Source organism: Neobacillus sp. PS3-12 (assembly GCF_030915385.1).
GTDB lineage: Bacteria > Bacillota > Bacilli > Bacillales > Cytobacillaceae > JAEVLT01.
Map to the genome: position 1 here is coordinate 5511363 of NZ_CP133268.1, position 26685 is coordinate 5538047.

Here is a 26685-nt window from a genome sequence, read left to right on the forward strand (position 1 = left end):
GACGGGGCCCCGTCTTCTTTTATTTTTCAATTAAATCAATAACTGGAACAAATTACTGTCATTATTGACTTCCTTGTAAAAAAATCCTTTGTTTTTAATTCGTTCAATTAATGGGAAATAGTCTTCCTTATCTTTCAATTCGATGCCTACCAATGCAGGACCGCTATCTTTGTTGTTCTTTTTCGTGTATTCAAAACGGGTGATGTCATCATTGGGACCTAAAACATCCAAGAGAAACTCACGTAATGCACCTGGACGTTGTGGAAATTGAACAATAAAATAATGCTGCAAACCCTCATAGATCATCGAGCGTTCTTTGATTTCCTGCATGCGCCCGATATCATTATTACCCCCACTGATGATACATACAACTGTTTTTCCTTTAATTGTATCCGCATATGCATCCAAAGCAGCTACTGACAAGGCGCCAGTAGGCTCGGCGACAATTGCATTTTCATTGTACAATGATAAAAGCGTTGTACAGACTTTACCTTCTGGTATAACAACGATATCATCAATGATTTCCTTACAAATACTATAAGTTAGCGAGCCCACAGTTTTAACTGCTGCCCCATCCACAAACGGATCGATTTCTTTCAAGGAAGTCACTTCACCGTGTAGAATGGATTCTTTCATTCCTGGTGCCCCTTCAGGCTCAACACCAATTAATTTAGTTTCTGGGGAATATCTCTTCATATAAGTGCCAACGCCAGACATTAGTCCCCCTCCGCCGATTGCTCCAAAGAGATAGTCAATTTTATCCTGTGAATCTAATAATTCTACAGCGATCGTTCCCTGACCAGCGACAACGTCTACATCGTCAAATGGATGAATAAAAGTTCGCTGCTCTAATTGACTGCATTTCTTCGCTTCTTCATATGCATCGTCAAATGTATCGCCAACTAAAACAATTTCAATATCATTTCTTCCCCAAAATTTAACTTGGTTCACTTTTTGCTTTGGGGTTGTGTTTGGCATGAAAATTTTCCCATTAATTTTTAATAAATGACAAGAATAGGCAACACCTTGCGCATGGTTTCCTGCACTGGCACAAATAATTCCGTTTTTTAACTCTTCCTCGTTCAATCGTTTAATTCGATTATAGGCACCACGAATTTTAAACGATCGGACACTTTGTAAATCTTCCCGTTTTAAATAAACATTGCATCCATATCTTTCTGATAATAATGCATTATATTGAAGTGGAGTTGGAGAAATAACATCTTTTATCGTATGACTTGCAATAATGATATCCTCTACGTTAAAGGACTGTTCTCTTTGTTCTAATTGCTCTTGCTTCATAATATACCTACCTCCTATTTGTTCACCACAATATGTAATACTGAGTATTAAAAATTTAATAGTTTTAATTTTTTAAGACACCAAAAAACCCGCCCCAAATGGATAGGGACGAGTTTACTCGCGATACCACCCTACTTCCACAACATTTAATAAAAATGAGTTGTGGCTCTCGACCAACGTACAGACTGTTTTATACGTGTTCCATTGTAACGGTGGACAATCCGGCTCGGCTTACTATAAATTTCAGCGTTGCATCTCGGAGATGATTTTCAGATATGTCCTGACATCGACTTTCAGCAACCGTCGATTCTCTGTAGATCAAGAGCATACCTTACTTTTCTCGTCATTGATTTGTAGTTAAATTGATTGAGAATAGGTTAACACTGTAAAAGAAACAAGTCAATATTTTAAGTATATTTTTATTTTTATGAATGTTTTAGATAATCTTGGTTACTTTTTAAAAACTTCTCTACATTCTTTTACTCCTGTTGACAGCTAAACAAAACGGGAGTATCGTGATAATGTAGGTAATCAAATGATAAGTTATGATAAAGTTCTCGTTAGGCGAGGCGTCTGTACAAACACAGGCCACTGCCCGGAAACGTCGAAAGACGCCAATGGGTAAAACAGGTATTGCCGGATTAAGGCTTTACTAAAGGTGGCTGAGGTTTTTCCTCTACGTTGTGCAGTGCTAAAGCTAAACTAGGGGGATTTTAATAGATTCTTTTTGATCTGTTATTTCAATCCCCCTGCATTTCAGGGGGATTTTTCTCGTTGTCCCATACCACTTTAAGCTTAAAGAATATTATTTTATAGAAGGAGTGTGATTTTTTCGTGGATGGTTCCAGTAGTAGGTTTTGGAACATGTTTATCAATACTGGAGTTATAGTAATCCATTTTTCTAATACTGGAAGCTCTGCGAAAAACGCAGCTTTCTGATAAAAAGGCTTACGTAACTCCCTACAACTTGGGAGGTGTTTATCATGATTATGAAATTCAGTACTGTAAAAAAATATGGAGTAAAGTCAGATGTGATAAATGAAGAAGCAAAGGTAATTCAGGGATTTGATATAGAATTAAACAAGGAAGATAGACGAAGAATCAGCCGTCTCGTTGACAATTATGAAAAAAGTATTTTATCCCACTTAGATGATGAATACATTCGAAAAACAACCTGGTCGGATCGGCTAGCCGATCGAATATCCTCATTTGGAGGCAGCTGGAAGTTCATTATCTTTTTTAGTTTATTTCTTGGATTTTGGACGGTTTGGAATTCCGTTACCTTTACTAAACATTTTGATAGTCGGCCCTTTATCCTATTAAATCTTATTTTATCTTTTATCGCTGCTTTTCAAGCCCCTATCATTATGATGAGTCAAAACAGGCAGGCTGCACGTGATAAACATGAATCGATTATTGATTTTGCGATTAATTATAAGGCTGAACAAGAAATTGATGATCTTCAAAGTCAGCTTCATAGAATACAAGATGACTTGCGGTCCCTAACCCAATTGCTTCAAGAGGACCAAAGGAATAAAGAAATAAAGTAAATAAATTTAAATATTAAAGAATCATTTTATCCTTGTTTAAAAGAGTCATTATTTTTGGCTCTTTTTTGTTTGACTACTGCTTAAGTTATCCTATAAACTAAAACTGGAATATTCTGATAATAAAGGAGAAAAAGGAATGCTAATACCTTACAATAGTGTATCACCAGCCCTACATAATACTGTTTTTGTTGCCCCAGGTGCCTACGTAATTGGTGATGTTAAAATTGGTAAAGAATCAACAATATGGTTCAATGCTGTTTTGCGGGGCGATGAAGGACCAATTACAATTGGTAACCAGTGCAGTATCCAGGATAATACAACCATTCATTTATATGAAGGAAGTCCTGTTGTAGTAGGTGATGGAGTAACAGTTGGACATAATGTTATTTTACATGGTTGTAATATTGGAAGTCGCTGCATTATTGGGATGGGTTCAACCATTTTAGATAATGTGGAAATTGGTGATGAATGTATTATTGGTGCCAATACCTTGATTACATCTGGAAAGAAGATTCCCCCTCGTTCCCTTGTGATGGGCTCACCTGGTAAAGTAGTCCGAGAAATAAATGACCAGGATCTTCAATTGATTCAATTGTCAATCGATGTATACGTGCAAAAAGGAAAAGAATTTAAGGAAGTCCTTAAATAAAACTTGGCATTTGCCAAGTTTTTTTGTGGTTCTTATGATTTAGTCTGAAAACCTAATTCCGCTATAGTGGAATTTTTTAAAATATGAGTTAATGGCATATGCATTTCCTAAATATAAACATACTTTATTTTATGAAAGTACTTCTTCTCTGAAAGGAGGTGTACAGCATGATTGGTGTTCAAGAAATTCAAGCCGCCGTTGAAGAAATGAAAGCAGCAGGATTGGAGGACTTTTTAGTTCAAGAACCATCTTGTCAAGGTCCACTTTCTCGCCGTCGTAGCTCTCGTCGCTCTTCTCGTCGCTCTTCTCGTCGTTCTTCTCGTCGTTCTTCTCGTCGCTCTTCTCGTCGTTCTTCTCGTCGTTCTTCTCGTCGCTCTTCTCGTCGTTCTTCTCGTCGTTCTTCTCGTCGTTCTTCTCGTCGTTCTTCTCGTCGTTCTTCTCGTCGTTCTTCTCGTCGTTCTTCTCGTCGTTCTTCTCGCCGTTCACGTCGCTCTTCTCGTCGCTCTTCTCGTCGCTCACGCCGCTCTTCTCGTCGCTCACGTCGCTCTTCAGGGCGTCGCCGTCGTAGTAGTTAATCTAGTTCAAACCACTTCCCATTTTAATGTAAAAAACAATTTTCATCCTTTTTATGAGAATATGTTAATACGAATGAAAAGTAGAGAATCAGACGTTCTCTACTTTTTCATTTCGTTTAAATTCATTGATCTTACATATTTAGAAAAACTTCCTACAATGTTCATGATTTTGTCTTTTTTTGAATAGACATAAAGATATAGGCTCTAAACGTTCTCTTTACATTGGTATTACAGGAAAGGAGAATGAATTTGTTCTTTATCCCAACAAAAGTGAATATTGGTGGTATCAAAATTAATAGTCCTGATCATTTAAGTTCCTTATCTTTGGGGCAAAATTTTATTGTGAGTGAAAATGTAGTAGGTAAAAAAAATCAAGCTTTTGGCCAGCAAATGGCAGATATAACAATTGTTGCTGTCCCAATCTTAATTACCATTGATAACGATGAAATTGACACATCATCCATTAAAATAAGTAAGTAAGCATTCTGCTTTTTAAATGAAGGAGATTGGAGTGGTTTACATGATTATTGCACCAATGGCAATAAATCTCCTTGGTGTTAAAGTGAATACTCTTGACCATGATTCCATCGTTAATTTTGGCCCTAATCAATTTATTGACCAATTCACCTCATATAAACGGAATCAAGGGGTTGGTGAACAAAACGGTGACTTGTCACCGATTTATATTCCCATTTCATGGGTTATTGATCCTGATTTATCGGATAGTAATACTGCCAAAAATAGCCTTATTTAAATTATTTATCTATTAGTTAAGCCCCTTTAAGAAGTTTCCACAAAAAATAGCCTCTAGGGGGTAGGAAAAATGCCAGTACCTGTACCGTATATAAATATTAATATTTGTGTCATTAAAATAAATTCATTTGAAAATGCTTCTGCCGTCAACATTGGTCAAAATTTATTAGCTGAATGGCATAACTCGGATAAAAAGAACCAAGGATATGGCCAAAATTTTGGTGACTCAAGTGAATTTGTTGCAACACGAAGCTGTGTTGATGATCGCGATCAGATTGATTCTCCTTCATCTTTTGAATCAAATCCAAATCCAATTCGTTGAGGTGATTCAAATGAATTTTGCACCAATGGTCGTAAACCTATTAGGGATTAAACTTAATGTACTTGACCATGCCTCATTAATGAATATGGGACCAAACCAATTTATTGATCAATTTGTTTCGTATAAAAGAAATCAAGGTTTTGGTGAACAAAATGGTGACCTTTCCCCCGTTCTGGTTCCGATTTCTTATATTAATGACCCGGATTTAAGTGACAGCTGGACAGCCAAAAATAGCATAATTTGATAACACGGCCACTGGTGTAGCCGTGTTTTTCTTTTTAGATTTAAAGGGTATTTCATCATTAATTTAGATAATACTTTTGTAATAGGTATTTTGAAATGTAATGTCATACAATTTTCACAGTTAACAAGTCGAGTACAATGTTTAATATGATTGTATCTTACTATAAATAAGGAAGCCTAGACCAACAATACCTGAAAAACACTGAATAAAGGAATCATCAATTAGAATAATCACAATCCCCAAAAATTCATTTATTTGTGTCATGTTTGTGAATTGTTGTTTAATACCCCCTAAAATTATTTAAAATCAACTAAAATATTCAGTAACATAGTAAATTACAGTAAAAAGAGGGATACTATTTTGGAATCATTACAAATCTTACAAGATAGTTTATTAATAATTGCCTATCAAAACGCAATCAAACTTAATCTATCGAAAGATTTTATTAATCTTCTGTTAATTGAAATAGAAAAAAGAAATCTTTTAATTAACGAAACAGCCTAATCTCAAATTGATATCTCAATTTTTTGAGAATCTCAAAATAAATTTTCACAATGCTTTTCAAAAAACGACGGAAATCCAAGTGGATGTCCGTCGTTTTTTGTTAAAGAAGAATAGATTTTTACAATATATTCGTTGTTATGGTGAAAAATGAAGATTAATTTTTATGGAACCTTGCAGGAATATCACACCTTTACCCCAAAATTATAAAGAGGCAATAACGAACTAATTTGAAGAAAGGTGGTCATTGTCATGAGTATAGATTTAACCCTTCAAAAAATCGCCGAAGAAATGCCAAAGTCAGTATTAAATGCCTCTGATAAAGACTTGGAAGGATTTCAAAAAATTCTTGATGAAACCATTAAATTAAGAGAAGGACATAGAAATTTACAAAAGATGATAAAAAGTTTTTCTTCCTCAATGATTCAGCGGTCCTAACACAAACAATACAGGGAAGGTGTTATCCACCTTCCCTTTCTTTATGCTATCTCATCCACTTAATGATAAAATAAGTTGAATGATTTGTCGAGGTGATGGCTATGTGCGGCAGATTTACCTTATTTGCTGACTTTAACGAAATAATCGATCGGTTCGCTATTATGGCTGCGATTGAAGAGGAACTTTATTATCCTAGCTTTAATATTGCTCCATCACATTCAGTATTGTCTGTTATTAATGATGGCCAGAAGAATCGATTAGGATATTTAAAATGGGGTTTAATACCTCCATGGGCAAAAGACGAAAAAATTGGTTTTAAGTTAATCAATGCCAGAGCAGAAACAATAGCTGAAAAACCAAGTTTCCGAGATGCTTTTAAAAAAAGACGCTGTTTAATCATTGCAGATAGCTTTTATGAATGGAAACGATCTTCTGATGATAAAACAAAAAAGCCAATGCGTATTAAATTAAAAGATAATCAATTATTTGCCATGGCCGGTCTCTGGGAACGTTGGAAATCACCTCTAGGCAAAACCGTTTATTCATGCAGTGTGATTACAACAGCACCAAATAAGCTTATGGAAGATATACATAATCGGATGCCCGTTATCTTAACACCCGAAGATGAAAAAGTATGGTTAAATTCGAATACTAATGATTTGAATCATTTACATCAATTATTAAAACCACTTTCTGAAGATTTAATGGAGGCTTATGAGGTATCGCAACTAGTTAATTCACCAAAGAACAATTCTCCGAATTTAATACAACCAATATGTTAACCATCATTTTACAAGAATGAACAGTCTATTCTTTATTGTCTCACTGTCTGTTCATTCTTTTTTATTATTTTTTACTTGCAATTTAGTAATAGCAGTAATTTCATTTTGGAACATTTCTAAAATATCTTCGAACGATGTACTTATCAAAAGTGGGAAAAGGTTTTCAAGTGCTTCGAAATAATTTTGACCTAAGGCTTCTCGGAGGATCACATATTTATGGAAGAGCAATGCCTTTTCAAAATCAATTCCCATTCTATAGAGGCCGTCATATAGTTCCTCTTGCGGTAATTTTTTAATTCTTGAAAATACCTTGTCAATCTTTTCAATCAACTTCTCTTCTACATAATGCGTAACGTAGTCAGTATAAACCATTTGACCAATATCATTTGTTTCCTTTTTGGAATAATGAAACCCAATTACATTGTCGTTTTTGTTTTCTCGTATAATATACGTTTTGCTGCCTTGAACATGGGTAATAAAATTTTTAACGCTCTTATCAAAAATTTTATTGAATTGAATAATTTGGTGAAGCTTAACGGCAAAATCTTTATTTTCTTCACCAACAATAAATAGGCGGTCCACAATTGGCAAAAGTTTTAATACACCCTCTGAAAGTTGGCTGGAGGCATCGTAAATTATAATGTCATATTCTTTTTTCATATTTTTGATTTTACGTTTTTGTTCGGTTAATGTCATTTTTGAAAATTCATGAATAAGTTCTTCTGAAATTTCCTCTTTCTCTAACGTCCCATAGGATATGAATGCTACAGATAAACATGTATTCAGTTTTAGCCAGTAATAAATCGATAAAGATAATTCAGTTACTCCTGATTTTGCTTTTGGCGAATAGAAACCAACAAAATACAATTCCCTCACCTGCCTTTATAAAATAGTATTCAGAAGGGAATGATGTGTTAAAAAATGGCGGTGTTAAAGTTGCCCGTTTATTTGGACCCCAATCAACATGGATATAAGTTCAACAAGATTCCTAAACACAGCAAAAAAAATAAACACACTATCAGGTGTGTTTCATTAAATAGTTTATACTTTTTTTCTACCTCACCATCGAGATGTAGTCAATTCCAACCGGGTCCAAATCGTCTGCACGTAATCTTTGATTAATTTGTCCCCGGTGATGCTGACCGTGCAGTGCAACATGAGTAAGGATATCACCAATTGTGTTAACGAACTGTTTGCCATGCGTATTTGTATACGATATTTCTCTTTGAAGATCATCATCTGATAAATCATTTAGTAAGGCTGAAAACCTTGCTTCGTTTTCCTTTACCAAAACTAAACATGTATCCAGATCCTCATCACCCCAAACATGCAGACAGGAGGAATCCTCTCCCATTATTCTTGTATACCATATTTGTTCTGCTAGAAGGATATGCGAAAACAACCGGATAACGCTTTCACTTTCCGTTTGGGTGCTTTGCAAATAGGTTAATATTCGCTTATTTGCCCAATCAAGGTGTTTATACATTTTAAGAATTGTTTTCAAATAGAACACTCCCCTTTTACAGAAAAATATGTATGTTAAAACTCCCTCAAATATAGAGGGAGTTTTTGTTATGCAAAAGATATAGATTCTTGCAGTTTAACAATCTCTAATAATTTAATATGATAACCTTCAACTTCGAGGACTGTAAATTCATAATCACTGTAATGAATTTTATCACCCACCAAGACATCAATTTTTTCAGACATCATCCAACCGCCGATTGTATCCATATCAGAGTGATCAATATCTAAACCAAATAAATCGTTTACCTCTTCTATTAAAACCTTTCCATCAACAACCGTTTTGTTTTCATTAATGTGATTGATTTCCGGCACTTCATCTCCATCAAATTCGTCCCGAATATCACCAACAATTTCTTCGAGAATATCCTCTACAGTCACTAATCCAGCAGTGCCCCCGTATTCATCAATTAAAATAGCCATATGAACACGTTCTTTTTGCATTTTGACTAAAAGGTCTTGGATTGGAATCGATTCAATTACTTGAATCACAGGACGTACATACCGACCGATTGAAGTTTCAACATTCATTCCTTTAATATATTCGGTCAAGACTTCTTTCATGTTTATCATACCCACGATGTGGTCCTTTTCACCATCAATTACTGGGTACCTTGTATAATTTTCGATTGAGACAATTTCTAAGCATTCTTTTAATGTTTGGCTTTGATCAAAAACAACAATTTCGGTTCTAGGAACCATGATTTCTTTAGCTATACGATCATCAAATTCAAAAATATTATTTACATATTTATATTCAGATTGATTAATTTCCCCGCTTTTATAGCTTTCTGAGATAATCAATTGAAGTTCCTCTTCAGAATGGGCATTTTCATGCTCAGTTGCTGGCTTTAAGCCAAACAGGCCAACGACAAAACGAGCAGAACCATTTAGAGCTTTAATACAAGGGTACATGATTTTATAAAATAACATCATCGGTCTGGCAAAAATCAATGTTAACCTTTCAGCCTTTTGAATTGCGAACGTTTTTGGCGCCAGTTCTCCAACAACAACGTGAATAAATGTCACACAAGCAAATGCAAGAATAAATGATGTTACACTTGCTACAGACTCAGGTAAGTGAAGAGAACTTAATAATGGATGAATGATCTGATCCACCGTTGGTTCCCCTAACCAGCCTAATCCTAAAGCAGTAATGGTTATCCCTAATTGACAGGCAGATAGATACTCATCAAGGTTAGAAATAATAGACTTTGCGACGACTGCACTCTTGTTTCCTTCTGAAACTAACTGATCAATTCGGGTACTACGTACTTTAACAATAGCAAATTCGTAAGATACGAAAAACCGGTAAAAGCAAGTAAAAATGCTATTATCAGTAAATTATAAATAACCAAATGGTCTCCTTACTGATTACTCCAGCAAGGAATACACCTCCTATTTTTTTGCGAATTTGGCAGCTATGGTTAGAGTAAAAATAGGAAACTATTTATCCAAATATCAAAAATAATGTTTGTGCCAGGGTAATTCCTTGGGTAGAGAGCTTTCGTACAAGTTCTTCTTTTTGGGGCTGATTTAGTTTTTGAAGAACAGGTTTCATTACACTTATTTCTTCTTCTAAATGTTGCATAATTATTGCAATTTGATTGAAGTGTTTCTCTACCTTTTGTTTATCTAGCGAATCATCTGTCTTGATTAATTCAATGGAAGCTTTAATTTCTTCAAGGGGCATATTTAGATTCTTATAATGCTCAACCAGCTCCAAAATCCGTATACTATCTTCTCCATACAATCGATAATTTGAATCTGTCCGAATAGGGTTAAGTAAGCCGATTTGAGTATAGTAATCGATTGTTCTTTTAGATATATCCATTAGTTTTGCTATTTCACCAATTCGATACAACTTCCCAACTTACTCACCCCCCTTTTTATTAAATTATACAATATCATATTTAAACTATACAGTCAACGTAATGGTTTTAGAACAATAATATTTACTAAGGCAAAAAAAACGTCTGCTTTCCAATATGTGTAGAAAACAGACGTTACTTTCAATTAAACCCAAGGGAAATTATATAATAGTAAAAAGTGACAATAGATAATTCTTCGTTTAGTACTTATATTTTTGAATATAGAGAGGTTTTCCTTCCTGCCATTCCGCATAGCAAACTTCCTCTGGTTGTTTTATCCCCTTTATTTCAAGCTGCTTTTCAAGCCAATTCTGGTTTAATCCTGCCTTTTGAAGATTCTTCCCTAATACTTTGCCATCACTAATAATGATTATCGGAATTGTTCGATTTTCCAATTTTAAATTTAAATCTTTAGAGGTTGGTTGTTCTGCATCGGCTTTTTTTAGAACGCTTAGTCCGCCATTGTTTTCAAAAATGGCATATTCTACTTCTTCTAAGGAAAAAACATCTTTTGCACGTAACAACTGTCCCAATTGATCAATATCCAAGCGGTTTCTTTTCATTTCCTTCCAAACTAATTCCCCTTTTTTAATAATCACTGACGGTTTTCCTTCAAATAAATATCGAAGTGTAAATGATTTTTGTGTAGCTATTTCGGTAAAAAAAATGAGAGCCCCCCATACTAAAATGGCAAAAAGAATTTTGAGAAGACCGCTTGTTCATCGAAAATCGCACTGCCTACTAGGTCTCCTAAAACAAGAGAAGATATAAAATCAAAAGGAGTAATCTGACTTATTTGTGTTCTACCTAAACATTTAACTGTAATAAACAAAGCGATATACCCCATAACAAGTTCAATCAATATATCTAGGTAACTCATATTTACCCCCATTTTGATAATTACTAGCGTTTTTTAGTATTACCACTAAAAGGTATAATATGAACACTAATGCAACAAGATAAGAAGTGTGGAAGTTATATGGAAGAAGGGATGGATGTTTGATGTCATTAGAATGGTTTGACCGAGTTTGTGAGGAACTGCAAGACCACTTGGAGTCAATATGTGAAGAATATGAGCAAGTAGGTCATATGACAATAGAAAGAGCAGCCAAACATCCAAGGATAGAATTTTTCGTTGAGACAGCAGAAGACCAATCTGATCAATATGACCGTGATTATTTCTGTACTCTGTTCTTTGATCCGGAGAATGAAGAATTTTATATTGAATCATTTGACGCTGATACAGGGCACACAGGTAAGATCCTCTTAGCTGATATAGAAGATATTGTTGATGAAGTTCATGGAAGTTTACATGATTATTTAAATGGCGAAGATCATTATTCAGATGATGGTGTTCTTTTAGTATCTGACGATGACGAAGAATGCGAAGAAGCACCAGAGCTGATGGAGGATAATGAAGAGTATTATGAAGCTGTCCAGATTAATGAAGATGAAATTTTTGAAGAAATTGATGTTGATTGGTTCACCCCTGAAGTTACAGCCTTTAAGCATAAAGATGAGGTGGAAATTACCTATCAATTTGGTGTCGTACAAGAAACAGGGGATGGTGTCCTTAAACGAGTAAATCGAATTTGGACGACGGAAGATGAATTAATTAAAGACGAATCACACTTTATTTTTAGTAAAGAAGAAGCCAGCACTATTATTGCCATGATTGCCAGTCATATGAATCAATTAAGCGAGTTTCATTTTGATGATTAATAACATCAAAAAAATTTTCGGTTAAACACTTTGTTTTTTTCTAAAAAATTAGAGGGGGTATCCCCCTCTGTGTCTACTTAGGTCTTTCGATGGTAAAAATCTCCCCTATTTTGGCATAATCATTTCCCGCCAATCGGCTAACTGCTGCTAATCCAATAGGGTCTATTCTGCCATTTTCATAAATTTCCTCTTCAATGTGAAAATGGACAATTTGACCAATAATCAGATCACAACTTGGGGAATCCTTCCTCCCCAATTCAACAATTTGTTCAAGTTTGCATTCAAACCTTATTTGAGCCTCTTGTACTCCTGGAACAGAAATCTTCTCGCTTTCTACTATTGTTAAATCGGCAAATTCAATTTCACTTTGATCTGGATGAAGACTAGCTGCTGTTTGATTTACTTTTTCAACATTATGTTTATCTACGATATGTACGACAAATTCTTTAACCTCCATTATATTTCTGGCCGTGTCCTTCTGCTTCCCCTTTGAACGTTGAATTGATAGTGAAATTAGCGGCGGGTCTGCAGAGACGATATTAAAATAGCTAAATGGAGCACCATTCATAATCCCATCCTCTGATTTGGTGGTTACAAAAGCGATGGGTCTTGGAATAATGCTTCCAATTAGAAATTTATAATTTTCTCTTACGGTATTTTTAGAAGGATCTATAGATAACATAGCCTTTCTCTTCCTTTCTTCATAATTCAATCATATTCATTTTGATTTTACTCGATTATACTTCTTATCAATCATTATAAAATAATCTGTTTAACATTGATATATTTTTCCGAACAATCAGTTATTATATAATGGATGAAGAGGTGTAAAATGATCGATTTAGATAAAAAACATGATCCAGCTAATAATTCAAGGTTGATATCTGAACTGCTCGGTAATAAATATGACATTCAATCATACGTAAATGAGACAGACAGGATTTTTCATTCAATATGTAACACCTATAAAGGAAATCAACCATCTTTTCTAAAAAAAATGTTTCGTTTGGAAGCAAAAACAACTTCTTACTCAAAACCATTTCATACATTCGTAGACATTGAGGGTAACCCATATCCTGAGTGGAAAAAGCAATTAGATTATGAATATGCTCAATTACTCGGGAAAATTAAAAGAGAAGTAAATATTGAAGAATTTGGGGCCATTGGTGATGGTAAAACCGATAACACAGAAGCTTTTAAAAAAGCTTTTGGTAATGGCGGGGTAAAGGTTCATATTCCCGAGGGTACTTTTGTAACCAAAGAAATCCACCTGCCCTCTTGGACATACCTGGTAGGTCAAGGAAAAGGCATTTCCACCATTAAACTTCATGACGATGCACCTATTTCCGCAAGACTGGTGACAAATGCAAACCACTGGCTGGGAAATCATCATCTTTTTATTGAAGCTATGAGTTTAGATTGGAATGTCGAAAGACTAAAGAATGTAGAGAAAACAAGTTCAGGGGGCAATCACTCCAGTTGTCTCACTTTTGCACACGTTACATTTGGCTGGGTACAAAATGTGGAAGCTATTAATCCTGGTCTTCACTGCTTTGATGTAACCTCTACGCGATATAATTACTCCGGTGACGGATTTCGTGCCCGTCGTGGCAGCGAGTATGTATGGCTTGATCACCTAAATGGATATGGCTTTAGCGACGACGGTATTACAACCCATCATAGCGACTTTGTTTTGATTTCAAATTGTCATATGTGCGACCCAAGTGGCAGGGCCCATCAAAAAGGACACTCCAATTCAAACGGTATTGAAATCGATGACGGCTCAAAGAATGTTTTACTTGTCAATAATTCGACGGCTCGATGTTTTGGAGGAGTGGAAATAAAAGCACACGAGGATTCATCAGCAGCCTCCAACGTTCAAATTGTAGGCCATCTATCGGTTAATGATAACCGCTCTTATAACTTTCGGCATATCGGACACCATCAAAAGTCTGATCCTGAATCAAAAACAGCTTATAATATTAAGGCTACCAATCTAATCTCCGTTGCTCCCATTTTTTCAGATTTGTATCGGGATTCACAACCAAGAGGATTAGTCGTCTCCGCATATAAGAGTGTGGTTATTAACAATTTTTTATTAGTAGGCGATCCCGATTATGACTACAAAGGGAATCCGATTGTTGCAATTCAATACCGAGCCAGAAATGTTGTTCTGAACAATTTAACAATGCGATATTTTAAAAAGGCCGGTGTTGACATTAAGGTGTTTGGCGGTGATCAACGGGCAGATCAGATTTTGATTACAAATACGAGAATAACTGATTCAGCCAAGCAAGGAATCAACATTGGAACAGGGGTAAAAAATATAAAAATCAGTCAGGTACGAGTTTTTGGTACTAACGGTTCAATTGGCCTTAAGTCTGGTACACCGTGTATAGACATTTCTGACTATAAGTCAGTTGGTTTTGAAAAATCTGTTCAGATTGAAAAGATTTAAATTTAACAAAAAGGGAGCCTGCCTGCTCCCTCTTATCTTTTTTTCACTGTTTAACACTTTTTATCCATCACCCAATCGCCCAGTTCCTCATAAACATGAGTTAGTAACATGTTTAGAGAGGAGTTTTCAAAATGCATTGGTTCACTGTATTGTTTATTGGAATTGCAGCCAATCTTGATAATTTAGGGATTGGAGTCTCATATAGTTTAAAATCGACTAGGATTCCTTTGGGCTCCAATCTTCTTATTGCGGTAGTTTCGATGGCTGCTGCTTATCTATCCATTGGAGCGGGAACTCTTATTTCACATTTTATTTCTGTGATAATAGCCAATTTCGTCGGTGGATTTCTTCTTATAATTCTTGGATTAAAATGTATCTTTGACTGCCTTAAACAGGAAAAGGAATCTTCACAAGTGGTTGTTCATTCAAATTCTAACTTCTCGAAGGTTATTAGAGAGCCAGATTCTTTAGATTTAAATAACGACAAGGTTATTTCATGGAAAGAATCTGTTTTATTAGGGTCGGCACTTGCCATCAACTGTTTAGCAATCGGTTTAGGTGCGGGAATTACAGGTGTTTCTCCTTTATATGCAACCGTTTCAGTAGGACTTTTCTCGGTTTTGACCATTGCTTGTGGTGGCTTAGTTGGTTCGAAACTTTCTGGAACAAAAATTGGTAAATATTCGAATATTGTTTCAGGGATTATTCTGATTCTCATTGGTATCTATGAAATTGTGTTTTAACATTTTTAAAAGAACATACCGACCTCTTCTTAATAGAAGGAGGTTTTTTTGTTCTTATATGAGCTATCTGAACTTTATATAGTAAAAGTAATTATATTCTAATTAAATGATGTCTAAGAACAAAGGTTTTGCCAATCTTTTGAGATTAATATTAATAAAGTCTCCATTCACTTTGACAAATACATCAAAGTTTAATAAAAAATCCAATAAGTTGATTTGGGGAATATTATCTTCTAAAAACTCCATATCTATTTTTTCAGTTGCAACGATTGCCTTTATTTCATCTTTGAAACCTCCAGTATGATAGTAGTTTGCCGGGATCCAAAAGAATAATTGGCTGCCATCCAAAGCATAAGATTTTAATTCATTTAATTTATTCCTCCATTCTGATTTATAACTTGACCAATCAGCAACGAAAAGAATTTTTAACCTATCCTGGCTGGCTCTGCTTTTTTCAATCGGCACCTTATATTGCTCCATTTTTATCGGACAAAAGTGTTGATCATGCCTAAAGGCAGTTTCGGTAATCAATTTTTCTTTGATAGTAGGATCAAACACGGGTACATTCCATTTTTTTATGAATTTTAGATAATTGGTGATTAAGACATTGTTGAATGTATTCGGGTCTTTATTAAAAGATACACTTCCTATATGATGGACAAATGAACTCCCTACAAGCGCAATTTTAAAACCTGTCATTCTTATTCGTAAGGTCCAATCATCATCGTCATAATTTCCAATTCCGAACCACAGGTCATTACCGCCAACTGTTTCAATTATTTTTCTTCTAATTACCATGCAGGCACCGATTATTCTGTCTAATAAAATAGTGCTTTCACCATTTTGTATCATAAAATTTTTGGCAAATGTTTTCATTTCCTCTAAAGAGTTAAAAGTAACCCCAACATTTTGAAGACCAGATGCATACGAAAGATATGGTGCTGCAACGCCAATTGTAGAATCATTTTCAAGGGTTTTTAAAAGACCGTCAAACCAATTTTTCGGAAAAATCAAGTCATTATTTAGAACCGTAATAATTTCTCCATTGCACTGCTTTAATCCGCAATTAATGCCTGCAGGATAACCTAAGTTTTCATCAAGATGAATAATGTTAAATTGAATTTGTTCTTTATATTTATTGCGTAATTTTAAAAGCCCTAGAGCTGTCTCATCTGTCGACCCATTGTTTACAGCAATAATTTCTACTCCTCTTTCAAAATAAGTAGAATTTAAAGAACCGATTAAAGTCGTTATTGCTTGCTCACTAAGATTCCAACTATTGTAGCACAAAAATACAAAGCTAAAGTATGGCAACAAATAGCCTCCTTCATATTTATTCAGTAACACTCTTTTATTTAATATATGTACAAACTTACTAAAGGGAATCTGCAATGTGCGTATGCTGAGACAACAAAGGCCAAACCACTATTACCACGATTAAACGGAATAACGCTAGCAGTGAGAGATATATTCACAAAATTTCCATATCCAATGGCTGTTCTTGATTCATTTGCCGAATTTAAACATGCCAAAAACAAATGCAGTCAAGTTAATGATGCAGAACACTTTTCATGCTTTTTACATATTATAAAACGTTACTTAGCACAGTTTATATTTTTACTAAAATGAAAAAACCCCTTAAATATTAAGAAAAGGAAAGATAAAAAGATGCTAAATAATGTATCTATTCTTATTCCATTCGTTTCGGACGATGGTCCCAGAAATGAAGCCTTCAAATGGGTCAAACAATTTTATGAAAATACACTGCCAGGAGTAGAAATTTGCGTTGGAGTGACAGATGTGACTCCTTTTTCAAAGTCAAAAGCTGTTAATCATGCAGCCTCACAAGCGACAAGAGATTTTTTCGTGATCACTGATTCCGACATTATACTTGATCCCTCACTCATTCACCAATCTATTAAACTTCTGGAGTCTTGTCCCTGGGTAATACCTTACCAAAGAGTTTTAAATTTAGACCCCCAAAGTACTAATGAATTACTAAAAAATGAACCAGGATGGCCGATCCCTTTTGTTTATACTGGTAAACAAAGGCCACAAATGGGCTGGGGTGGCATAAATATATTACAGAGGCACCAATTTGAGCGAGTTGGAGGATTTGATGAAAGATTTCGGGGCTGGGGTGGCGAAGATGACGCATTTGCTTTTTCAATTAACCATCTATTCGGACTGCCGCATAGACTAGATGCCACCATTTTTCATGTATGGCACCCACCCGGAGTCTTAAGTCATTACATGGAAAATCGAGGTTATTTACAAGCCTATTTAGCAGGAACAGCATCCGTTTTAAATGAAATTGAAAAAAGAAAACAACTCAAAGAGGAAAATGAATAAATTATTTTACGTAAGGGCGTATGCCCTTTTTTTGTGCAACTTGTTTATTATTTTTGAATATTGCTACTTATGTTGTAGTATTTTGTTCCACAAATTTTTATCAGTTAACCATAGAATAAAATAGAATAAAAAAGTCATTCATTTAACTATTTTGAATAGGGGGCTAGTTTGATGAAGGTTGCAATTCTGACAATGTTTAATGGCCTAGATAGTTCGTACTCCTTGGTCAATGTAGTAGCAGAACAAGTTCGAATGCTTCTTGATGCAAATATTGAAACAAGAATATTAGTAAGTGATATTTGTCCATTAAATAAACTGTATGGAATTTTTTTAGATAAGCGAATTAAATGGGTAAAAGTGTGTAATCGTTTAAACGGCAACCAAATGCATTGGAAAAACTATACCCAGCCTGAAGGCGAGGTGCATGAAACATTCTTTGAGGAGGTTGATGCGATTGCTGAGGATTTATTAATAAAATTAAAAGATATTGATCTCTGTTTCATGCATGATATTCATTATCAAGGCTGGCATTTGCACCATAACATTGCCATAAGAAAAGTTCAGGACCGTTTACCAAATCTTAAATTCCTTGCCTTTACCCACTCTGCACCGGCAACTCAACCTTCTAACCCTAAATGGCCCTTTTCAGCTCGTTATACACCAATGCCAAATACGTTGTATATCTACCCTACACAATCAGGAATCCCAGCTTTAGCCAAGCAATACAATGTTCCGGAGGATCGATGCAAAGTGGTTAGTAACAGCCTTGACTTATTGAGTTTTGCATCAGATGAAGTAAGACTCCTAGCCAAACATATTGATCTCCTGACTCCGGACATTTTAGTTGTCTATCCAGGCCGTTTGACGGGATCAAAAAAATTTGATAAAGTAGCTGCTTTATGCGGAGCAATTAAAAAAAACCATGACAAGGATATCAAGGTAGTATTCTGTGATGCTTTCCCAAATTTAGATGTTACACCGGAAACCTATAAAAACTTTGTTCGCTCCACTGGTATGAGTTTTGGTTTAAGAAACGATGATTTACTGTTTACGTCGGATATAAAGGAATCTCTACAAGGGTTTCCGAGAAAAGGTGTATTAGAGTTATTCTCACTTTCAAACTTATTTATTTGTCCCTCGTATTCGGAATCTTTTGGTTTAACCGTACTGGAAGCTGCAAGCAAAGGAAATTTCCTTGTCCTAAATGAACAGGTACCTGCGTTAAAGGAACTCGGAAGTAATTTGAATGCATATTTTATGAAATGGGATGCAAAAAACTTCGGATTTAACACCCGTGAGACATATCTGCCTTCTGAAGAAGCTTATCTTACTGACCATGCAAAAAACATTGTAAAATTAATGGACAGCAATCAGATCCTACATGCAAAAAAAATGGCAAAGAAGAGATACTCACCACAATGGATTTGGAAAAATCAATTAGAACCCATTATGAGAACCTTAACTGATTAGCATCTTTTAAAATTAACTTTAATAACAAAAAAAGGGGCGCTCCCCATTTCACCAATAATAAACTCAAAGGCCGCAGATAGGGGGTCTTTTTTTGTTTTTACTACAACTAAAAAAATACGAATTCATCTTCCAAAATTTATACAGATAAAGCTTATTTTTTCAAAGTAGATCTAGAAAATACCAAAAAAAAGCCGACCAAAAAGATATATCATTCAACATCCTTTTAAGTCAGCCTTCACCTATTTATTTGAATAGATCACTAAAATATTGAAATTTTGAAGTGTTTATTAACGTCTTCCCCGTCTTCCTTGTCTTCTTCGTCTTCCTGATTCACTTGAACTACTTGATCTTCCTGGTTTTTTTGGTCTTTCTGGTCTTCTAGGTCTTCTTATTCTTCCTGATTCGCTTGAACTGCTCGAACTGCTTGATCTTCTTGATCTTCTTGAACTGCTCGAACTGCTTGATCTTCTTGATCTTCTTGAACTGCTCGAACTGCTCGAACTGCTTGATCTTCTTGAGCTGCTCGATCTTTTTGGTGGCTTAGGTGGCTTTGGCGGAGGAGGACAATGTGTTATCGTTACTGTTATAGTTATTGTATTACTGCCGGTGTTTGATTCTGTAATTGTTTCAGTTAAGGTTACAGATGCTGTTTCGGTTTCTGTTTCGGTCTCAGTAATAGTTTCAGTCTTAGTGACAGTTTCCGTTTCGGTTTCAGTAATAGTTTCGGTTTTAGTGACAGTCTCCGTTTCTGTTTCCGTCTCCGTGATAGTTTCTGTCTTAGTGACAGTCTCCGTTTCTGTGACGGTTTCGGTTTCCGTCTCCGTGACGGTTTCGGTCTCCGTCTCTGTGACAGTTTCGGTCTCCGTTTCCGTAACAGTCTCGGTCTCCGTTTCTGTGACAGTCTCGGTTTCCGTCTCGGTGACAGTTTCGGTCTCCGTTTCCGTAACAGTCTCGGTCTCCGTTTCTGTGACGGTTTCGGTTTCCGTCTCTGTGACAGTCTCGGTCTCCGTTTCTGTGACAGTCTCGGTCTCCGTTTCTGTGACAGTTTCGGTCTCCGTCTCTGTGACGGTTTCGGTTTCCGTGACAGTCTCGGTTTCCGTCTCTGTGACAGTTTCGGTCTCCGTTTCTGTGACGGTCTCAGTTTCCGTCTCGGTGACAGTCTCGGTTTCCGTCTCTGTGACAGTTTCGGTCTCCGTTTCCGTAACAGTCTCGGTCTCCGTTTCTGTGACAGTCTCGGTTTCCGTCTCTGTGACAGTCTCGGTTTCCGTCTCTGTGACAGTCTCGGTCTCCGTTTCTGTGACAGTCTCGGTTTCCGTCTCTGTGACAGTCTCGGTTTCCGTCTCTGTGACAGTTTCGGTCTCCGTTTCCGTAACAGTCTCGGTCTCCGTTTCTGTGACAGTCTCGGTTTCCGTCTCTGTGACAGTCTCGGTTTCCGTCTCTGTGACAGTCTCGGTCTCCGTTTCTGTGACAGTCTCGGTCTCCGTTTCTGTGACGGTTTCCGTCTCTGTGACAGTCTCGGTCTCCGTTTCTGTGACAGTCTCGGTCTCCGTTTCTGTGACAGTCTCGGTCTCCGTCTCGGTGACAGTCTCGGTCTCCGTTTCTGTGACAGTCTCCGTTTCCGTCTCCGTGACAGTTTCGGTTTCCGTTTCCGTAACAGTCTCGGTCTCCGTCTCGGTGACAGTTTCGGTCTCCGTTTCCGTAACAGTCTCGGTTTCCGTTTCTGTGACAGTCTCGGTTTCCGTTTCTGTGACAGTCTCGGTTTCCGTCTCCGTGACAGTTTCGGTCTCCGTCTCTGTGACAGTCTCGGTTTCCGTCTCGGTGACAGTCTCGGTCTCCGTTTCTGTGACAGTCTCGGTTTCCGTCTCCGTGACAGTTTCGGTTTCCGTTTCCGTAACAGTCTCGGACTCCGTCTCTGTGACAGTTTCGGTCTCCGTTTCCGTAACAGTCTCGGTTTCCGTTTCTGTGACAGTCTCGGTTTCCGTCTCTGTGACAGTCTCGGTCTCCGTTTCTGTGACAGTCTCGGTTTCCGTCTCGGTGACAGTCTCGGTTTCCGTTTCCGTAACAGTCTCGGTCTCCGTCTCTGTGACGGTTTCGGTTTCCGTCTCTGTGACAGTCTCGGTCTCCGTTTCTGTGACAGTCTCGGTCTCCGTTTCTGTGACAGTCTCGGTCTCCGTTTCTGTGACAGTCTCGGTTTCCGTCTCCGTGACAGTTTCGGTTTCCGTTTCTGTGACAGTCTCGGTCTCCGTCTCCGTGACAGTTTCGGTCTCCGTTTCCGTAACAGTCTCGGTTTCCGTTTCTGTGACAGTCTCGGTTTCCGTCTCTGTGACAGTCTCGGTCTCCGTTTCTGTGACAGTCTCGGTCTCCGTTTCTGTGACAGTCTCGGTTTCCGTCTCGGTGACAGTCTCGGTCTCCGTTTCTGTGACAGTCTCGGTTTCCGTTTCTGTGACAGTCTCGGTTTCCGTTTCTGTGACAGTCTCTGTGACGGTTTCGGTTTCCGTGACAGTCTCGGTCTCCGTTTCTGTGACAGTCTCGGTTTCCGTCTCCGTCTCTGTGACGGTTTCGGTTTCAGTCTCTGTGACAGTTTCGGTCTCCGTTTCCGTAACAGTCTCGGTCTCCGTCTCTGTGACGGTTTCGGTCTCCGTTTCTGTGACAGTTTCGGTCTCCGTTTCTGTGGCAGTCTCAGTCTCCGTTTCTGTAATGGTTTCGGTTTCAGTCTCGGTCGAAGAAGATGTAGCTGTTGAGGTTCTTGTGAATGTATCAGTTACCCCTGGACAACAGTCAAACTCTCCTTGGTTACACTGGCTGTTACTCGTCCCTCCAACGTCTTGGAAGTGAAGTCCTGTTGCTTCTTGAAAAAAGTCATCTTCAGTAAAAGCAGTATTAGAGCTTATTATAAAAGTGCCGCAAGTACCTGTTGTGACCCCATTCGTGCAACCCGGGGGTACGGAAATTGGGTTAAGATTAATTTGTACATCAAACGAAGTACCACCACAACCACAATTACCGCCACCTAATTGAATTGGGGGGGTTAAATTAACAGCACACGCTGGTCTACTCGCATCTGTATCAAAAGCTACAAGTGAAAATGTCCTACCCGCTGGTTTATTTCTTATATCAAAACATATCATTCCAATTCTTGATGTGGTAGTACTGGGATTATTACACACTGTAATTGTTGCTGTACCATTAGGATTAACAGTTACCATCATAGTCCCAGAAACCATAGGATTGCCACTTGCAGGTGGTGGATTATTAGAGCATAAAGTCATGCATGATTTTCCGCCTTTCTCTATCGACTTATTACTTAACCATTTATTTAGCCGTAGGATAAATTTAATAGTTAAGTTTCTTTGCTATATTTGGAAAAGATCAATAAAGATTTTCCACTTTTGTTTACATACATTAAATACTATGGTTTTTTTCCTTAATGGTTCGGGAAGGTAATATACTTTTTAAGCCCTTTTTACAAATTAACATTTATTCCAAAAACGTCCCTGCTTTAGTTGATCATTAACAAATCATCGATTTTGAGTTTTTTCATATTTTGATGTGGATAATTAATGTGGATAATGCAAATAGTGACCTGTGAATTTTCTGAAAAAGCTAAATGACATTTTGGAGACCTTTGGTAGACAAAACGCTGGTATAGCCAAGTGAAATAACGAGGGTTCAGTAATTGTTATTAGTTCTATAAAACTAATAACAATTGCTCAATTAGGGGGTATAATAACTATTCATAGTTAAAGATCATTAATAGGTCTTTCTTTTTTGCCAAGTTTTTTATGAATCTTTTTCCTGAATTAAAGCACCTATTTTAAGCCTCATGAATACTGTAAATAGTATGGAATTTTTTAAATCATGTTATGAATTAAAATTCCCTTATGAAAGAGGGTCATGCCTTGAGTATTAAATTATCTATTCTCATTCCTTCTGTACCAGAACGATTGGCTCATTTACAGAGAATCGTAGAGGATTTGCATCAGCAATCAAAAAATAATTCAGTGGAAATATTAGTATTACTAGAGAATAAAAAAAGGACCATTGGAGAGAAAAGAAATAATCTTATTGAACAATCTCAGGGAGAATATGTAGTTTTTGTAGACGATGATGATAGAGTAGAAACTAACTATATTAACACTCTATGTTCCACAATTGATGCAAATCCAGGTGTGGATTGCATTGTCTTTGATGTATCAGTTACAATTAATGGAGGGGAACCTAAAATATGTAAATATGGCAAAGAATATATTTACAGTTCTGATTCCAACTTCTACTATAGGAAGCCCAACCATCTTATGTGTTATGCAAGAAGATTAGCTATTCAACATAAATTTCTGCATCAAAGTTATCATGAAGACGACGAGTGGGCATCTAGGATCTCCAAAGATATTGTAAAACAGGTAAGGGTGCCTTCTACCTTATATTATTACGATTTTGTTCAAAAGCCCATGAATTGGTATACGTGAAATAAAGATGGAATGCAATTGGAATCTTAGGCAGTTTCTAGGGCATGATTTCGGTATTGTACTGGACTCATGCCTTTTAATTTGGCCTTAATGCTTTTTTATTATGGTAATCTATGTACTTCGTCAATTCTTGTTTAAAATGTTCAACACAATCAAATTCCTGTGTATACTAAAATTCCTTTACGAGACATACTCTGCGTGATGTTAAGTTTTTTTATGCTTGTTGGTACTTATCCATTCGGTAATGCCAGACTTGATCAGCATAGATACCGTCGTATTAGGGATGAGTTAAAGAATCGAAGGCATAAACTTAATCATAAAAAATCCAGCGATTAAGGAAATTCTGCCCTTAGTTCAATAAAAAAACTGCACCCCTCATTGTCAGAATGTGTGTCTAACAATTGGGGGGGCAGTTCCATATTTGAGGAGTTTTTTATTTTGGTTTAAAAACGCAAGGAATAAATTTTTTAAGATGTTCTTTTTGTATTCAATAGGTGTTAAAAACCCAATAATAATTAATCAATGAACATTGTGGTCCAATTCTAATTAATAGCTCTAAATTTTCGAAACACAATCCTCTTTGCAATGTTTATTTAAATAATTTTAAGATCACTTCAGTTAATTCATAAAAATTATCTAGTGTTTCATTTAAATGTATAATCTTTCTTATAGAAGCTTTCAATATTTTTAACGTATTCTTTATAATCATAATACTTTTGTAAAAGGGATAATTGTTCCTCTTGATATTGTTTAAAGTTATCTTTATTGTCTAATGCCTTTAAATCATGGCAAATTTGATTAATCAGATATTGATAGTCAGAGTAGACAGTCTTTAGATCTTTAAAATCAGGAGTGAAAAATACCTCATTATAAACGGCAAAGCTGATTCCACCGCTAAAAACCGTTTCAATAAAATATCCATCCAATCCCTCTCCAAATGTTAACGCCCATTTAGCTCTCGATATTAGCTCCTTGTATTCTTCAAAAGTAATATTTTGAACAATGAAGACATTCATTGCAGGAAATGCTTGCTTGATTGTGTTAATAATAGTAGTCCTTAAAGGATGCCAATCGGATGAAACTATTAATAAATCTTCCTTGTTCATAAAATCTATATATTTATATTGTTCCGGACTGACAAAGGTAGAGAATTTGTGCAAGGGGATTCCCAGAGACTCTTTGTATTCTTTGTTAGTATATCTTTCATGTGCAGTAGTACAGGTGATATTCATTGTTAATTTCCTTAACTGGTTAATTACATCTTCACCTGGCATTAATAAAATATTCTGATTGAGGATATTGATTTGCAAGTCTGAAATATTTGTTAGGTAATCCATATATCCTTGATCCATATATTTTATAAAATTCTGAGTAAAACATTCAGGAATATGCAAAATACATTTTTCTAATTTTAAGAAATAGTTAGGTATAATCTCAAATGGATATATTGGTACCTCATTTTTGAATCGGGTATATTTTAAAATAATGGGCTCTGTTGGCATTGTACACATTAGGACTTTACAGCCATGAACACGGGTAAGTCTCCTTGATTCTTCATACAGAGAGAAAATTGAAAGAACGCCACCATTTATCATATCCATACTGGGCACAAAAAAAACAATGATGTTTTCCTCTTTTTGTGAAAAATTTTTCATTAAAGTATCTAAAGCAACGTCTGATTTGGAAAGTGCCCCTTCGGATGATCCTTTTGAATGATTAATGTCTCTCTCCATTTTTTTCCTCCTAAAAAGTACTTTAAATCATCTTATCTTTATCACTTTCAGAATTTCACAGATGGATTCCACCTTATCAAGGTCTAGGTCTCCAAAAAAAGGAAGTGTCAAAATTTCTTTCACAACTTGATGGGAGTTTGGTAAGTTATAGGAAGATGCTGATGGGAGCTGACTGTAACAGGGATAATCACTACATAACGGATAGAAATATTTGCGTGTAAAAATATTGTATTTTTTTAGTTCTTCATAGACGAAATCTCTAGACTTGCCAAACTTATTTTCATTGATTCGTATGGGGAAATACTGCAAACTACTTTTAACCCCCTCTAACTCTGGGACAAAGCTTATCCCTTCAATTTCACTTAAGAGTTCCCTATATAAGCATCGAATCTTCTCTCTTTTAATTCTCTCCTCCTCTACCAAATCGAGTACGACTAATCCTAATGAAGCCTGCATTTCATTCATTTTCCCATTGATCCCAGGCATAACAACCTCATTTTCATTTTTTATTCCGAAATTCTTTAATAAATCGATTCTATTCTTTAAATGTTTATCACCATATGTTAAGGCTCCGCCTTCTGCAGTATGAAACAACTTGGTTGCATGAAAGCTAAACATCGTGATATCACCAAAATTTCCAATTCCCTTTCCATCAACTTCTACGCCAAAGGCGTGAGCGGCATCATAAATGACCTTCAACCCATATTGATTTGCAATTTCTTGAATCTTAAAAACATCACAGGGTGTACCAAAAACATGAACGCCCAAAATGGCAGTTGTTTTAGGTGTTATCATAGATTCAATTTTATCGGGATCTATATTCATCGTAAGTGGATCAATATCACAAAAAATAGGATTTATATCGTTCCAGGCCAAAATATGAGGTGTAGCAGCAAATGTAAAGGGAGTGGTAATTACCTCCCCTGAGATACGGAGACTCTGACAGGCTATAATAAGAGCAATCGTACCATTATTAAATAAAGAAAGCGAAGGAACTTTCAAGTAATCCATTAATTTATCTTCAAGTGATTGATGTTGCTTTCCATTATTCGTAAGCCATTTTGCATCCCAAACTTCTTTTAATTTTTCAACTACCTCATTCAGCTCTGGCATCAGAGGTCTTGTTACAAAAATTGGTTCATCAAATTCCACAATTGTATTTTTCATATATTGGTTTTCTCCCTTCATAGAGCCCAATAAATTGTAGTAAAAGGTAAGTTTTTTCTTTTG

At 36.2% G+C, this 26685-nt stretch carries 27 protein-coding genes, 2 pseudogenes, 1 riboswitch and 1 other annotated feature; of the genes and pseudogenes, 16 read left to right on the top strand and 13 right to left on the bottom strand.

The annotated features are described in order from the left end of the window. Positions 1 to 30 precede the first annotated feature (30 nt). Positions 31 to 1302, bottom strand: a complete 1272-nt coding sequence (gene ilvA / locus RCG17_RS27665; protein WP_308173201.1) for a threonine ammonia-lyase IlvA — start codon at positions 1300 to 1302, stop codon at positions 31 to 33. A gap of 101 nt (positions 1303 to 1403) precedes the next feature. After that, positions 1404 to 1658, bottom strand: a binding site (T-box leader). Positions 1659 to 1851: 193 nt separating this feature from the next. Beyond that, positions 1852 to 2019: riboswitch (M-box (ykoK) riboswitch) on the top strand. A gap of 266 nt (positions 2020 to 2285) precedes the next feature. Between ilvA and RCG17_RS27670 the strand changes: the two genes are divergently transcribed. The 10 genes from RCG17_RS27670 (at position 2286) to RCG17_RS27715 (ending at position 7116) form a co-directional block, all read left to right on the top strand. Next, positions 2286 to 2852: a DUF1003 domain-containing protein gene (locus tag RCG17_RS27670; protein ID WP_308173202.1), complete on the top strand. Its 567-nt coding sequence runs from the start codon at positions 2286 to 2288 to the stop codon at positions 2850 to 2852. Positions 2853 to 2988: 136 nt separating this feature from the next. Then, a complete protein-coding gene (locus RCG17_RS27675; RefSeq protein WP_308173203.1) occupies positions 2989 to 3501 on the top strand; it encodes a gamma carbonic anhydrase family protein in 513 nt (170 codons plus the stop codon). Positions 3502 to 3707: 206 nt separating this feature from the next. Then, on the top strand, positions 3708 to 4076 hold the full coding sequence (locus RCG17_RS28440; protein WP_374120991.1) for a hypothetical protein: 369 nt from the start codon (positions 3708 to 3710) through the stop codon (positions 4074 to 4076). 249 nt (positions 4077 to 4325) lie between these two features. Continuing rightward, complete coding sequence (locus tag RCG17_RS27685; RefSeq protein WP_308173205.1) at positions 4326 to 4556, top strand: hypothetical protein; 231 nt, start codon at positions 4326 to 4328, stop codon at positions 4554 to 4556. A gap of 40 nt (positions 4557 to 4596) precedes the next feature. Beyond that, a complete protein-coding gene (locus RCG17_RS27690) occupies positions 4597 to 4830 on the top strand; it encodes a spore germination protein (RefSeq protein ID WP_308175983.1) in 234 nt (77 codons plus the stop codon). Positions 4831 to 4899: 69 nt separating this feature from the next. After that, on the top strand, positions 4900 to 5151 hold the full coding sequence (locus tag RCG17_RS27695) for a hypothetical protein (RefSeq protein ID WP_308173206.1): 252 nt from the start codon (positions 4900 to 4902) through the stop codon (positions 5149 to 5151). Between the two features lie 10 nt (positions 5152 to 5161). Then, positions 5162 to 5395 (top strand): hypothetical protein, encoded by a 234-nt coding sequence (locus tag RCG17_RS27700; protein WP_308173207.1) that lies wholly within the window; start codon positions 5162 to 5164, stop codon positions 5393 to 5395. A 360-nt stretch (positions 5396 to 5755) separates the two neighbouring features. Next, the gene (gene sda, locus RCG17_RS27705) at positions 5756 to 5899 is read left to right on the top strand and encodes a sporulation histidine kinase inhibitor Sda (protein WP_308173208.1); all 144 of its coding nucleotides are present in this window, start codon (positions 5756 to 5758) and stop codon (positions 5897 to 5899) included. A 249-nt stretch (positions 5900 to 6148) separates the two neighbouring features. Then, positions 6149 to 6334: a hypothetical protein gene (locus RCG17_RS27710; RefSeq protein WP_308173209.1), complete on the top strand. Its 186-nt coding sequence runs from the start codon at positions 6149 to 6151 to the stop codon at positions 6332 to 6334. A gap of 101 nt (positions 6335 to 6435) precedes the next feature. Next, on the top strand, positions 6436 to 7116 hold the full coding sequence (locus RCG17_RS27715; RefSeq protein ID WP_308173210.1) for an SOS response-associated peptidase: 681 nt from the start codon (positions 6436 to 6438) through the stop codon (positions 7114 to 7116). 51 nt (positions 7117 to 7167) lie between these two features. Here the strand turns inward: RCG17_RS27715 and RCG17_RS27720 are convergent, their stop codons facing one another. From RCG17_RS27720 to RCG17_RS27745, 6 genes and pseudogenes are all read right to left on the bottom strand, one after another. Further along, positions 7168 to 7983, bottom strand: a complete 816-nt coding sequence (locus RCG17_RS27720; protein WP_308173211.1) for a hypothetical protein — start codon at positions 7981 to 7983, stop codon at positions 7168 to 7170. A 187-nt stretch (positions 7984 to 8170) separates the two neighbouring features. After that, positions 8171 to 8620, bottom strand: coding sequence for a DinB family protein (locus RCG17_RS27725; protein ID WP_308173212.1), 450 nt, complete (start codon positions 8618 to 8620; stop codon positions 8171 to 8173). 68 nt (positions 8621 to 8688) lie between these two features. Beyond that, positions 8689 to 9998: pseudogene (locus tag RCG17_RS27730) on the bottom strand (hemolysin family protein). 92 nt (positions 9999 to 10090) lie between these two features. Next, positions 10091 to 10504 carry a MerR family transcriptional regulator gene (locus tag RCG17_RS27735; RefSeq protein WP_308173213.1) on the bottom strand — a complete coding sequence of 138 codons (414 nt, stop codon included), beginning with the start codon at positions 10502 to 10504 and terminating at the stop codon, positions 10091 to 10093. A 207-nt stretch (positions 10505 to 10711) separates the two neighbouring features. After that, positions 10712 to 11110, bottom strand: a complete 399-nt coding sequence (locus RCG17_RS27740) for a DUF421 domain-containing protein (protein ID WP_308173214.1) — start codon at positions 11108 to 11110, stop codon at positions 10712 to 10714. 83 nt (positions 11111 to 11193) lie between these two features. Then, positions 11194 to 11391: a DUF421 domain-containing protein gene (locus RCG17_RS27745; RefSeq protein ID WP_308173215.1), complete on the bottom strand. Its 198-nt coding sequence runs from the start codon at positions 11389 to 11391 to the stop codon at positions 11194 to 11196. 122 nt (positions 11392 to 11513) lie between these two features. Between RCG17_RS27745 and RCG17_RS27750 the strand changes: the two genes are divergently transcribed. Continuing rightward, positions 11514 to 12233 carry a hypothetical protein gene (locus tag RCG17_RS27750; protein ID WP_308173216.1) on the top strand — a complete coding sequence of 240 codons (720 nt, stop codon included), beginning with the start codon at positions 11514 to 11516 and terminating at the stop codon, positions 12231 to 12233. A gap of 73 nt (positions 12234 to 12306) precedes the next feature. On the opposite strand, the gene RCG17_RS27755 is transcribed toward RCG17_RS27750, so the two are convergent. Continuing rightward, on the bottom strand, positions 12307 to 12915 hold the full coding sequence (locus RCG17_RS27755; RefSeq protein WP_308173217.1) for a flavin reductase family protein: 609 nt from the start codon (positions 12913 to 12915) through the stop codon (positions 12307 to 12309). Positions 12916 to 13065: 150 nt separating this feature from the next. Here RCG17_RS27755 and RCG17_RS27760 point away from each other — a divergent pair, with 150 nt between their 5' ends. Together RCG17_RS27760 and ytaF are read left to right on the top strand one after the other, a co-directional pair. Beyond that, a complete protein-coding gene (locus tag RCG17_RS27760) occupies positions 13066 to 14691 on the top strand; it encodes a glycosyl hydrolase family 28-related protein (protein ID WP_308173218.1) in 1626 nt (541 codons plus the stop codon). 131 nt (positions 14692 to 14822) lie between these two features. Beyond that, entirely contained in the window at positions 14823 to 15434 is a 612-nt protein-coding gene (ytaF, locus tag RCG17_RS27765) for a sporulation membrane protein YtaF (protein WP_308173219.1), read from the top strand. A gap of 102 nt (positions 15435 to 15536) precedes the next feature. On the opposite strand, the gene RCG17_RS27770 is transcribed toward ytaF, so the two are convergent. After that, entirely contained in the window at positions 15537 to 16748 is a 1212-nt protein-coding gene (locus tag RCG17_RS27770; protein WP_308173220.1) for a glycosyltransferase family 2 protein, read from the bottom strand. A gap of 354 nt (positions 16749 to 17102) precedes the next feature. On the opposite strand from RCG17_RS27770, the gene RCG17_RS27775 reads away from it, so the two are divergent. Together RCG17_RS27775 and RCG17_RS27780 are read left to right on the top strand one after the other, a co-directional pair. Continuing rightward, positions 17103 to 17786, top strand: coding sequence for a galactosyltransferase-related protein (locus RCG17_RS27775; RefSeq protein WP_308173221.1), 684 nt, complete (start codon positions 17103 to 17105; stop codon positions 17784 to 17786). A gap of 171 nt (positions 17787 to 17957) precedes the next feature. Beyond that, positions 17958 to 19256 carry a glycosyltransferase gene (locus tag RCG17_RS27780; RefSeq protein ID WP_308173222.1) on the top strand — a complete coding sequence of 433 codons (1299 nt, stop codon included), beginning with the start codon at positions 17958 to 17960 and terminating at the stop codon, positions 19254 to 19256. Between the two features lie 287 nt (positions 19257 to 19543). On the opposite strand, the gene RCG17_RS27785 is transcribed toward RCG17_RS27780, so the two are convergent. Beyond that, positions 19544 to 22480 carry a hypothetical protein gene (locus RCG17_RS27785; protein ID WP_308173223.1) on the bottom strand — a complete coding sequence of 979 codons (2937 nt, stop codon included), beginning with the start codon at positions 22478 to 22480 and terminating at the stop codon, positions 19544 to 19546. A 675-nt stretch (positions 22481 to 23155) separates the two neighbouring features. On the opposite strand from RCG17_RS27785, the gene RCG17_RS27790 reads away from it, so the two are divergent. Continuing rightward, positions 23156 to 23722: a glycosyltransferase gene (locus RCG17_RS27790; protein ID WP_308173224.1), complete on the top strand. Its 567-nt coding sequence runs from the start codon at positions 23156 to 23158 to the stop codon at positions 23720 to 23722. A gap of 26 nt (positions 23723 to 23748) precedes the next feature. Here the strand turns inward: RCG17_RS27790 and RCG17_RS28445 are convergent. From RCG17_RS28445 to RCG17_RS27800, 3 genes and pseudogenes are all read right to left on the bottom strand, one after another. Continuing rightward, positions 23749 to 23990 (bottom strand): annotated as a pseudogene (locus RCG17_RS28445) (IS3 family transposase); the annotation flags it as partial. 376 nt (positions 23991 to 24366) lie between these two features. Further along, positions 24367 to 25455, bottom strand: a complete 1089-nt coding sequence (locus RCG17_RS27795) for a hypothetical protein (RefSeq protein WP_308173225.1) — start codon at positions 25453 to 25455, stop codon at positions 24367 to 24369. A 27-nt stretch (positions 25456 to 25482) separates the two neighbouring features. Beyond that, on the bottom strand, positions 25483 to 26622 hold the full coding sequence (locus tag RCG17_RS27800) for a DegT/DnrJ/EryC1/StrS family aminotransferase (protein WP_308173226.1): 1140 nt from the start codon (positions 26620 to 26622) through the stop codon (positions 25483 to 25485). Positions 26623 to 26685: the final 63 nt, after the last annotated feature.

Excerpts from the sequence above, each read along its gene's own strand:
- RCG17_RS28440 (WP_374120991.1), top strand. The coding sequence starts at position 3,708 with ATGAAAGCAGCAGGATTGGAGGACTTTTTAGTTCAAGAACCATCTTGT.
- RCG17_RS27785 (WP_308173223.1), bottom strand. The coding sequence starts at position 22,480 with ATGGTTTCTGGGACTATGATGGTAACTGTTAATCCTAATGGTACAGCA.
- RCG17_RS27710 (WP_308173209.1), top strand. The coding sequence starts at position 6,149 with ATGAGTATAGATTTAACCCTTCAAAAAATCGCCGAAGAAATGCCAAAG.
- RCG17_RS27800 (WP_308173226.1), bottom strand. The coding sequence starts at position 26,622 with ATGAAAAATACAATTGTGGAATTTGATGAACCAATTTTTGTAACAAGA.
- RCG17_RS27690 (WP_308175983.1), top strand. The coding sequence starts at position 4,597 with ATGATTATTGCACCAATGGCAATAAATCTCCTTGGTGTTAAAGTGAAT.
- RCG17_RS27760 (WP_308173218.1), top strand. The coding sequence starts at position 13,066 with ATGATCGATTTAGATAAAAAACATGATCCAGCTAATAATTCAAGGTTG.
- RCG17_RS27775 (WP_308173221.1), top strand. The coding sequence starts at position 17,103 with ATGCTAAATAATGTATCTATTCTTATTCCATTCGTTTCGGACGATGGT.
- RCG17_RS27795 (WP_308173225.1), bottom strand. The coding sequence starts at position 25,455 with ATGGAGAGAGACATTAATCATTCAAAAGGATCATCCGAAGGGGCACTT.
- RCG17_RS27755 (WP_308173217.1), bottom strand. The coding sequence starts at position 12,915 with ATGTTATCTATAGATCCTTCTAAAAATACCGTAAGAGAAAATTATAAA.
- RCG17_RS27700 (WP_308173207.1), top strand. The coding sequence starts at position 5,162 with ATGAATTTTGCACCAATGGTCGTAAACCTATTAGGGATTAAACTTAAT.
- ilvA (WP_308173201.1), bottom strand. The coding sequence starts at position 1,302 with ATGAAGCAAGAGCAATTAGAACAAAGAGAACAGTCCTTTAACGTAGAG.
- RCG17_RS27745 (WP_308173215.1), bottom strand. The coding sequence starts at position 11,391 with ATGAGTTACCTAGATATATTGATTGAACTTGTTATGGGGTATATCGCT.
- RCG17_RS27675 (WP_308173203.1), top strand. The coding sequence starts at position 2,989 with ATGCTAATACCTTACAATAGTGTATCACCAGCCCTACATAATACTGTT.
- ytaF (WP_308173219.1), top strand. The coding sequence starts at position 14,823 with ATGCATTGGTTCACTGTATTGTTTATTGGAATTGCAGCCAATCTTGAT.
- RCG17_RS27715 (WP_308173210.1), top strand. The coding sequence starts at position 6,436 with ATGTGCGGCAGATTTACCTTATTTGCTGACTTTAACGAAATAATCGAT.
- RCG17_RS27780 (WP_308173222.1), top strand. The coding sequence starts at position 17,958 with ATGAAGGTTGCAATTCTGACAATGTTTAATGGCCTAGATAGTTCGTAC.
- RCG17_RS27695 (WP_308173206.1), top strand. The coding sequence starts at position 4,900 with ATGCCAGTACCTGTACCGTATATAAATATTAATATTTGTGTCATTAAA.
- RCG17_RS27750 (WP_308173216.1), top strand. The coding sequence starts at position 11,514 with ATGTCATTAGAATGGTTTGACCGAGTTTGTGAGGAACTGCAAGACCAC.
- RCG17_RS27670 (WP_308173202.1), top strand. The coding sequence starts at position 2,286 with ATGATTATGAAATTCAGTACTGTAAAAAAATATGGAGTAAAGTCAGAT.